The organism is uncultured Methanobrevibacter sp. (genome assembly GCF_937906425.1).
GTDB lineage: Archaea > Methanobacteriota > Methanobacteria > Methanobacteriales > Methanobacteriaceae > Methanobrevibacter.
The window spans coordinates 1-1,209 of sequence record NZ_CALCYR010000032.1 but is presented as its reverse complement, the minus strand read 5'-3'; the positions used below and the strand labels follow the sequence as shown (position 1 = coordinate 1,209).

The 1,209-nt window shown below is 33.1% G+C and carries 1 protein-coding gene; it reads right to left on the bottom strand.

The genetic code is table 11. The annotated features are described in order from the left end of the window. The coding region (locus Q0138_RS01030) for a hypothetical protein (protein ID WP_297979702.1) at window positions 1-1,209 on the bottom strand (1,209 nt) is incomplete at both ends.

Sequence of the window (1,209 nt, the reverse complement as noted above, 5' to 3'; positions counted from 1 at the left end):
GCAATGGTTTGGTATGGGCTGTCCATAGTTCCTAAACCATCTGTATTTGAACCGTCAGTAGCTACAACAATTAATGAAGAAGTGTCCATAATTGCAAACTTAAGTTCAGCACCACTTGGATTAGCGGTTATTGTTACCTCATTCATCTCTTCATTAGGTGCAAGATAATTTGCAGTTGCCAAACCATTTTCAACAGTTACACTTGAATCAACAGTACCTGCTGTAGCAGTTAAATCAAATGTGTAATCAGGCATTGAATCTGGAAGAGCATAAATAGCAGTTCCATCTGTGAATTTGCTGAAGTCTAATGTAATCATGTTATTAGTTCCAGAATAGAGAGTGTCACTTTGGGAAGATAAGCTCACAATGGTCCAATTATAGTTTTTAGTATATGAATTAACCATAGTGGTATTTGCCTTATCATTTGTACCAAAGAAATTATAGACTGCTGTAATTCCGGATGTTGATGAAGAGTAAAGAGCTTTGTTAACATTTGCAAAAATACTGTAACCTACATTAACTGTTCTGCCATTGGAATAAATTATTCCATTTGAACTGGTGGTAACATTATCAAAGATACATTTTGTGAAATTATTGTTATTTAAACCCCAGAAGTAAGCTACTGCACCCTCTGCTCCAGAAATGTTAATAAATTGAGAATCAATTGCATTAATACCGCCTTCATAGAAATAGAAAATTCCATTTGAACTTACATTAATATTTGTAAAGTTTGATTTGATTACAGTAAATACTGAACTTGAAGATCTACAATTAATTAAAGCAGCAGCTGCTTTAATATTCTCGAAAGCAGAATTTTCAATTATTACATTTAATGCTCCTGATGCCGCATATATTGCAGAACCTTGTCCGCTTGTAGCCTGAGAATCCCTAAATACAGAATTGTTTATTACTAAGGAATAACCGCTGGATAAATAGATTAATCCGCCATTAGAACTTGATGAACCATTAATAAATGTTAAATTATCTAAAACTACATTTGACTTAATATTAAATATTTGATTACCATTACCGTTTAAAATAACAGCACCTGATTCATTAGCTTTAATAGTTATTGCTTTACTGATTGTAATTCCATTTAAATCATAGGTTCCAGCCTTAGCATAAATCACATCGCCACTGCTTGCAGCAGCATAAGCTTCAGATAAGGTTTCATATCCATTTCCGCCTTCAATATACCAATTAGAAATA